Genomic DNA, 7,879 nt, shown 5'->3' with positions numbered 1-7,879 from the left:
CACGCTACGACAAACGGGCCTACACCTACCTCGGCACAGTCACCCTCGCAGCACTCATCATCTGGCTCCGCACATGATCCGAGAAACAGCGCCTAGTGCACTCGAGCGGTTTCAATTCCGCAACGCACCATTTTGTTATTTCGGACACGCGGAACCCGCAATTCCCTCCGTTATCCGCTTTCACCGCGGCATCTGCCTGTGAGTGCGGAGCGCTGGCTGATCCGACGGCTCATTCCAAGTTGGCCTGAAGTGCCCGCATCGAGGGTTGTTTTGGACACGTGAGCATCACTAAATGCATGCCGCTTCTTCACGGATTGGCTGAATCGGCCATTCCGCAGTGGGTGGCCTGAGAACTGGTAAAACGATCATGCAGCCCAGCCCCAGCAGTCCTGCCGTGGTCGATCGATCGGCCGCCCCGTGCTGCGGCACCTCGCTCACGTCGACACGAACCCAGATATGTGGACCGAGCATGAACTCATTCCGCAGGCCGTCACCCGCTACTGAGTGCAGTTGTGTCCAGCCCTGCCACAACTCTGCTGGTTCGTCCTGCGTGGGATCACCTCACTGCACTGGGTCGGCCGAATCATGGGCCCCCGCCCGTTACGGTCCGGCGCCGTCGTGCCGGGCAAGGCAGTTCTCAACTCTGGGGGGCTTCAGTCGCCTACCATCACGGCTGGAAGCGTCCAGAGCTGCTTGCAGCTGATGTCCACCGCGACGATGACGGCCTTCAGGGAACACGGTTACGAACGGGTTGTCGTCACCGGCAACAGGACATGGAGAACCTCTGTCTACCTGTGGAACAGGGCAGTTCAAAGCCGCAGGGCACGAGACCGGGGCGGTGACCGCCGCGCACGGTCTCCTCGATGTCATCGCCGAGAAGCACTCCTTCACCGATCTGGACTGGCGGTGCCGACCGGATACCCGTACGCCTGGATCCCGCCGAGTGGCCCGGGTTCCCCGAGGCGGTCGTCCTGGACGTCGCCGCACGCGCCCACCGGATCACCGTTGATGGCATCGACATCGTGCTGCTCAGCGGCGACCTGTTCGACAACCCCCCCGACAGCCTCTGCCTGCCGCGCGAACTCAACGGCCACAGCCTGGACTTCCTCAAACCGCGGGTGGTCCAGGCGTTGGCGGCCCGCTATGTGCGCGAGCGGACTTCCGCGGGCACCGTGGTCCGCCTGCACGAGCCCTTCTACCAGTTCCTCCTGCCCGGCCCGCTGGCCGGACACAGTCTCAACGTGGTCGCCACCGTGTAGATCAACATGGCGGTCAACACCAAGGTGTACGGCCCCGAAGTACGCGGGGTGCTGGAAAGGCAGGGCGCGGAAGCCTCGGTCGCCGAAGGCTCGCCGCCCCGCCGCTCAATGCGCCCCTGGAACGCGCGATGCGAGCCTTCGCCACGGATCTTGCTCTACCCGGACTACCCGGACTACCCGGACTACCCGGACTCCCCGGATCGGCCCGAGCACGACTACATCACCATGCTTGGTCTGGTCGTACGGTCGGTGGCCGCGCTGGACTTTCTCCTCGAGGGTCAGCTCGACCAGGCGCTGCCCCAGGCGGAGACACCGTTCGAGCGGCTGTTCCAACGGCTCGCAGACCTTTTCCTGGACCTTGACGGTGGCGTAGGAGTCGACGGTGGTCTGGACGCGGTCCTCGGAGAAGGGTGTCGGCCTAGCAGCATCAGCCGCCGCTGAACCGGCACACAGGCGGGCCAACCGTGCACAGGAGTGGCACTGGGGCAGAGCGCCCTGGGTGGCGTTGACGGACATGGAAGCGGTCTGATCCAGGCGTCGCCCGCGACCAACAAGGGGCCCGCTCGCCAGACCTGCGAACCTGTCCGGACACGGCCCGGTCGGCCAAGGCCCCGTCGAGCCCGGTCCCTGCCCCTCTCCAGGCCCGATGTCCGTGCTCTTCGGCCAGGCGCGCCCCGGCACGTCGAGTCCCACCCGTACGACATCGGCGGCCCCGTCTCCGGCGCCGCAACCGGCGCTCTGGGTCTCACGGGCCTTCCCCGGCAGACGGCCGCCGCGCGAGGGGGCGTGCTCAGGACGGTGGTTTCACCTCGGCCTGGGCTGCCTGGAGGTCGGCGAGCAGTTCGGCCTGACCGGCCAGGACCCCGGAGAGGATCGTCCGCGCGACGCGAAGCAGCTCCGCGATGTTCGGGCTGGTCAGCGAGTAGTACACGGTCGAGCCCTCCTTGCGGGTCACGACCAGGTTCGCCCGGCGCAGCACCGCGAGCTGCTGGGAGAGGTGGGCGGGTTCGATGCCCACCTCGGGCAGCATCTCGGCGACCGCGTGCTCGCGCTCGCTCAGGAGTTCCAGGACGCGGATGCGTGCCGGGTGACCGAGTGTCTTGAAGAACTCGGCCTTGAGCTGGTACAGCGGCGCGGTCACGGCGCCATCCCCTCTCCGGTGCAGGGCCACACCCGTGCCGGATCCGCCTGCCCGCGTACCACGCCTCGCCTCCACTCACCCACCGACTTCATGCAGCACATCCTCGCCTACGCCACCGTTCGGGCCGAACCCGCATTCCAGCCCGCTCTTCCGAGCGGCCGTACCGGGTGCGTGCTCATCGGGCTGCTTCCGCATCCGTGTCCGGGCCCGGCGCCCGCGCTGCGGAGACATCGGGCAGAACTCCGGCCATGGCCAGATGGTCGCGGGCGGCGCGGATCGCCTCCGGGGTCGTGTCGTACTCCCGGCCCTTCTGTCTGAGCACTCCGAGCGCGCCGACGGAGTCCAGGGCCTGGCGCTGGCCCGGGCGTATCCCTGAGGCGAGGACGAGGGTGCCGCGCCGGTTCAGTTTCTCCACCGCGTCCTTGAGCACGAGGGCGCCGGTGGCGTCCATGGTCGACACGCGCGACATGCGCAGGATCACGACGCGGACGTCGGCGACCTCGGTCAGCTCCAGCAGGAAGCGGTGGGCGGCGGCGAAGAACAGCGGGCCGTCGATCCGGTACGCCACGATGTGCTCGGCGAGCAGGGCATGTTCCTCGGCGCTGTGGTCGCCCCGGTCGAGCGGAACCTTATCGAAGCGGGCCTGCTTGGCCACGGCACGCAGGGCGAGGGCGCCGGCCACGACCAGGCCGATGATCACCGCGTACACGAGGTCGAGGGCCAGAGTCGCGACGGCCGTAAGGACGAGGATCAGCGCGTCGGAACGGGTCGCGCCGGCCATCGCCCTGAGGGAGCCGACCTCGATCATGCGCAGGGCCGTGGCCAGCAGGACGCCGGCGAGCGCGGCCAGCGGGATCCTCGAGACCAGAGGGGCCGCCGCGAAGACGATCACGGCGAGGACAGCGGCGTGAGTGAGGGCGGCCAGGCGTGAGCTCGCGCCGGTGCGGACGTTGACCGCGGTGCGGGCGATCGCGCCGGTCGCGGGGACCCCGCCGAAGAGCGGCGCGACGATGTTGGCCACGCCTTGTCCGAACAGCTCCCGGTCGGGGTCGTGCCGCTGCCCGACCGTCATGCCGTCCGCGACCGAGGCGGAGAGAAGGGACTCCAGCGCGGCCAGTGCGGCGACCGCGACCGCCGGAGTGAGCAGCGAGCCCAGGGAGCCGAGGTCGAGGAAGGACAGCGAGGGTGCGGGCAGCCCCGCGGGCAGGTCGCCGATCGGCTTGGCCGCGTCCAGGCCGGCGAGCTGCGAGACGAGCGTCGCGGCGATCACCGCCAGGATGGAGACGGGTATCGTCGGCCGCCACCGGGCGCCCGCCAGCATGACGGCGGCCACCGCCGCCGCCAGGCCGACGGCGGTCCAGTTCGGGGACTTCGCGAACTCCTCGACCGCCCGCCAGGCGACCAAGAGGACGCGGTCGCCCTCGGGCTTGGCTACGCCGAGCGCGTTCGGGATCTGTTGCAGGCCGATCACGCAGGCGATGCCGAGGGTGAAGCCCTCGACGACCGGCGCGGGCACGTACTGCATGTACTTGCCCGCCCGCAGCGCGGCCAGGGTGACCAGCATGACGCCCGCCATCAGGCCGACCGTCAGCACGCCGGTCGCCCCGTAGCGGCCCACGATCGGCACCAGGACGACCGTCATGGCTCCGGTCGGTCCGGACACCTGAAGGTTTGATCCGCCGAACACGGCGGCCAGGGCACCCGCGACCACGGCGGTCGCCAGGCCCGCCTCGGCCCCGAGCCCGGAGGAGACGCCGAAGCCGAGTGCGAGCGGAAGCGCCACGACGGCCACGGTCAGCCCGGCGAGCAGATCACGGCGCGGATCACGGCGCGTCTCGGCGAGATCGGAACGGGTGGGAAGCAGCGCGCTGACCCGGGCCCAGGTCCTGTGGAGGGTCGTGGTCATCGCGCGGCGGCCCCGGCTTCGGGCAACTCGGCCGGCGGCTCGTGCCGTACGGGATGCCCGAGCACTCGGAAGAACTCGGACTTTGCCTGCTGCGGCGGAACGGACACGACACGACCCCTCGGCTTCCCCTGCGAACACTGCCAATGCAGCATCTTACCAATTGCGAAATTTGGCAATTGAGCTAGACGGAGCCGACTCCTCTTCATGCAGGATCGGGCGTACGCGGCAGGTGAGGAGGCCGACGGCCACGGGCCAGAGTGGGGTGCGCGGTCGCGCTCAGCAGCCGCGTTGCCGCCATCGGCCGGTGGCGAGGTCCAGTTCGGCGAAGGCGCCCTCCTGCGGGACAGCTTGATCTTCTGCGCGCCGGAGCGGGAGTTCTCTGCCGGGGTCGCGGGAGGTGCTGCGTGACGCCCGGAGCGCAGGACTTGACGCGCCGGGATCACCATTGTCGATGTGGACGCCGGGTACCTCGCGCAACAACAACAGCCCTACGCAGAACAGGGCTGCCCTTTGGCTCCGATGGCGGCGGAGAGCTTCTGTCAGGCACGCTTCGGCAGCTTCTTGACCAGGGCGTCGGCTCTGAAACTCGCCCCACCTGCGTGATGATCTGGTGGTCGCGGCCGCCGGCGAGTACGCAACCGGTCCCGCGTCTTTCAAGCTCGGTTCACAGGTATGGGTTGCTTCCGTAGACCTCATCGCGGGACACCCAGGACGCGGGGACGTCGGCATCCAGCGCCCGGCCGATCATGCGGGCCGCAAGGGCGGGTTTCGTTGTGAAGCGGACGGTGTCGGGTATTCCAGCCGCACGGCAGCGAGCCGTGTCCTCGGCCCACGACCGAGGGACATACAGCTCTCGGTCGATCGCCGCATGCCCGAGCGGGGCGGAATAGGCAAGGTACACGGCGACCTGACTGTTCGCGATGCGTCAGGCGGTGCCGGTGGACTGGCGCTGCACACCCACCGTGTGCATCCCCTTCTTCAGGTCGCCGGTCTCATCCACGACCAGTACCGCGTCCTGGTGGCGCAGTTGCTCGACGACGAAGCCGCGGAGGGCATCACGTACCGCATCGGCATCTCACATGGCCCTCGCCGGTAGGCTCCGCAAGCGTGCAGCAGTTCTCACGCGGCAGTTCTGACAACAGCCGGAGCACGAACGCCCGTGCCCGGCGTCGTGGTTCCACCCGATCCATGCTGTGACCTGCGGCCACCGACCGATCTTCTGTCGTCACGCACTGATGATCACCGGTGGCCCCAGCCGTCTCCGGCCCGGTCCAGCGTCATGATCACGGCCTGTCCGTTGAGTGCTGCCTGATCCAGCCAGTGGCGGCCACCACCTCACGCGCGATGTCTGCGACGGTGCGCCCGTCGGTCGTGACCCTCACCGCGTCCGCAGGTGTCCGCTGATCCAGCAACCGCGCCTTACGGGTACTGCCCTCCCACTCCGTCTCCAGCTCCGAGCCGAGTTCCCGGCGTTCCAGCCGTGCACGTGTAGTGGCGTCGGTGGCCGTGAGCAGAACCCTCACGATCCGCGCCCGGCCGCCCATGGCCCGCTCGAACATGCCGGTCGCCTCGGGCACCACGCTCAGCGTGTTCGTGTAGATCAAACGCCGGTAGCCTCGCCGGGCGTAGTTCGACCACACGGCAGTCAGGTTGCTCTCAGTGATCTCCGCACGGTGCGGATCTCCCTCTGGAGCCGGATGCACCTGGCCCATGAAGTCACCATCGATGACCGCGTGAGGAACCGCAGCGCCCCGCAGCAACGCAGAAACCTCCCACCCCACACTCGTCTTGCCAACCCCGGCCCGTCCTCCGATGAGCAGCACCTCGGCATGGTCCATGGCCGCAGCCTGGCAGCTCACCTCTGTCTCGTGCGAGAGAATTTTGATCAGCCAAGATCGGCGATCTACAGCTGGATTACAGGCGGATAGCTACTGAAGTTGAATGCGTGATGTCGGTGCCCATCGCTGGCGCTGTTGGTGTCAGGCACGGTGGAAGCAGGTGCGGCCAACGTCGTCAATAGATGATGGACACGATCTGGCACGCGGCTTCGGCGAGCCGACGATCCCCCTGCACATGGGCGCGGGACAGGGCATCCGCAGGATCGACGTTCCGTGTGGACAATCGCCAGACGGTCTCTGTATCCAGCCGCACGGCTGCGGTTGGTCGGCCGCTCGGTGCTTCGGCCAACGTCCATCGATCCGCTGCGACAGTGGCCGTCCAGCTGCCGCCGGCGGGGCCCTCGGCGATCATCTGGACCTGCGCCCCGATTGGTGCTGACGTGCTCCGGAGTGTGTGAGGCAGGGCCCGCATGAAGGTATCGAGGACCATGCCCAGGGCACGCGGATCCGGGTCGGTGTCGCGGCCTATGGCGTGGCGGATCTGCTGCCGGTGAGTCCAGTGCTCGGTGAACTCCCGGGCGATGTCCAGCCATGCCGGTGCGGGGTCGACGCCTGCCCACGACACGCCCAGGGCGGCCGCGTCAAGGTTGGCTGTGGCGAATCGTTGAGCGAGCTGCGTGCCTGCTGCTGCGAGGGCGTCGATGAGAGAAGCAGGGCTGTCATCGGCGTGCAGCTCGACCCATTCCTGATTCGTGCGGTGGATGAACGCCTCAAGGGTTTCGCCATCGGCGAAGCCGTTGCGGTAGCCGTGGCCGAGGCGGCCGTAGTAGTCGCCGAGGAGGTGCGCGGCGACGTCGTGGACCGTCCAGCGCCCGGCTGCCGTTCTGCTCCAGTCGGAGGGTGTCAGACCACGCAGGGTATCGAGCAGCGACGTGAGCTCCCGACCGAACAGCGCACGCGCGTCGATCGGGTTACCCAGCCAGGAAATGCCGGACGCGCTGGTGGACTCGGGACTCATGGCCACAGCCTGTCAGGCAGCAGCCGTGGCCTGCCAGCGAATACTCCCACCTCGGAGTATCCAGGTGACCATTGCGTCAGCCGTCGGTGATCAGTCCGGTGGCGGTGAGGCAGGCGTCTACCAGTTCGGGGCGGTACTGGATCTGCTTGAGCCGGCACTGGACGGCCCTGGTGACCTGGGCGAGGTGAGCGGCGGCGAGGTTGCCGATCTCGCGCTTGACCAGTGACCAGATGCCCTCCTGCGGGTTGATGTCCGGCGCGTAGGCGGGCAGTTGGAAGACCGTGAGCCAGTGTGCGTTCGCGACGATGAACTCCCGCATGCCAACAGTCAGGTGCAGGCGTACGTTGTCCCACCCCAGCACGATCGGGCCGCCGAGGTGGATGCGGGCGCGCACCAGCGGGTTGCGCAGGTCTTTCCAGCCGAAGCCCTTCGGCTCGTCCTTGCGGCCGTGGCACTCGCGCACGGCGTAGATCAGCCTGGAGCGCTTGCCGGGTTTGTAGCAGACCATCCCGGCCATCGACACCCGGCCGGAGCCCCGGCCGCGCACCCGCACCACCGGTGTGCGGCCGAGGCGTCCCCAGGTCCTGGCGTCCCAAGGTCCTGGCGCGCGGCGGCGTCATCGACTGCCCGGCCTGGGACCTGATACCGGGTCACGACCGATTTGGCGAACTCCGTCGCCTGGGGCGTGGTCTTGGGGGCGGCGGCGGGTGGGAAAGC

At 68.4% G+C, this 7,879-nt stretch carries 6 protein-coding genes and 2 pseudogenes; 2 read left to right on the top strand and 6 right to left on the bottom strand.

All coding sequences use genetic code 11. From position 1 onward, the window contains the following. Positions 1-863 precede the first annotated feature (863 nt). On the top strand, positions 864-1,259 hold the full coding sequence (locus tag IF54_RS0137675) for a hypothetical protein (RefSeq protein WP_030327176.1): 396 nt from the start codon (positions 864-866) through the stop codon (positions 1,257-1,259). A 6-nt stretch (positions 1,260-1,265) separates the two neighbouring features. After that, positions 1,266-1,700, top strand: coding sequence for a hypothetical protein (locus IF54_RS0137670; RefSeq protein WP_159002295.1), 435 nt, complete (start codon positions 1,266-1,268; stop codon positions 1,698-1,700). Between the two features lie 349 nt (positions 1,701-2,049). Here the strand turns inward: IF54_RS0137670 and IF54_RS0137665 are convergent, their stop codons facing one another. The 6 genes and pseudogenes from IF54_RS0137665 to IF54_RS0137635 form a co-directional block, all read right to left on the bottom strand. Continuing rightward, on the bottom strand, positions 2,050-2,400 hold the full coding sequence (locus tag IF54_RS0137665; protein ID WP_030327173.1) for an ArsR/SmtB family transcription factor: 351 nt from the start codon (positions 2,398-2,400) through the stop codon (positions 2,050-2,052). 175 nt (positions 2,401-2,575) lie between these two features. Next, on the bottom strand, positions 2,576-4,306 hold the full coding sequence (locus IF54_RS0137660) for a SulP family inorganic anion transporter (RefSeq protein WP_030327172.1): 1,731 nt from the start codon (positions 4,304-4,306) through the stop codon (positions 2,576-2,578). Between the two features lie 542 nt (positions 4,307-4,848). Continuing rightward, positions 4,849-5,496: pseudogene (locus IF54_RS43775) on the bottom strand (IS701 family transposase); the annotation flags it as partial. Positions 5,497-5,589: 93 nt separating this feature from the next. Next, positions 5,590-6,144, bottom strand: a complete 555-nt coding sequence (locus IF54_RS0137645; RefSeq protein WP_030327170.1) for a hypothetical protein — start codon at positions 6,142-6,144, stop codon at positions 5,590-5,592. A gap of 175 nt (positions 6,145-6,319) precedes the next feature. Then, entirely contained in the window at positions 6,320-7,162 is an 843-nt protein-coding gene (locus IF54_RS0137640) for a maleylpyruvate isomerase family mycothiol-dependent enzyme (RefSeq protein ID WP_030327169.1), read from the bottom strand. Positions 7,163-7,238: 76 nt separating this feature from the next. Further along, positions 7,239-7,797, bottom strand: a pseudogene (locus tag IF54_RS0137635) (transposase); the annotation flags it as partial. Positions 7,798-7,879 lie beyond the last annotated feature (82 nt).

It is taken from the genome of Streptomyces sp. NRRL B-3229, from assembly GCF_000719505.1.
Lineage (GTDB): Bacteria > Actinomycetota > Actinomycetes > Streptomycetales > Streptomycetaceae > Streptomyces > Streptomyces griseorubiginosus.
Note: the sequence above shows the minus strand (reverse complement) of the source record. Positions and strands in the feature narration are given on the sequence as shown.

Excerpts from the sequence above, each read along its gene's own strand:
- IF54_RS0137670 (WP_159002295.1), top strand. The coding sequence starts at position 1,266 with ATGGCGGTCAACACCAAGGTGTACGGCCCCGAAGTACGCGGGGTGCTG.
- IF54_RS0137640 (WP_030327169.1), bottom strand. The coding sequence starts at position 7,162 with ATGAGTCCCGAGTCCACCAGCGCGTCCGGCATTTCCTGGCTGGGTAAC.
- IF54_RS0137675 (WP_030327176.1), top strand. The coding sequence starts at position 864 with ATGTCATCGCCGAGAAGCACTCCTTCACCGATCTGGACTGGCGGTGCC.
- IF54_RS0137645 (WP_030327170.1), bottom strand. The coding sequence starts at position 6,144 with ATGGACCATGCCGAGGTGCTGCTCATCGGAGGACGGGCCGGGGTTGGC.
- IF54_RS0137660 (WP_030327172.1), bottom strand. The coding sequence starts at position 4,306 with ATGACCACGACCCTCCACAGGACCTGGGCCCGGGTCAGCGCGCTGCTT.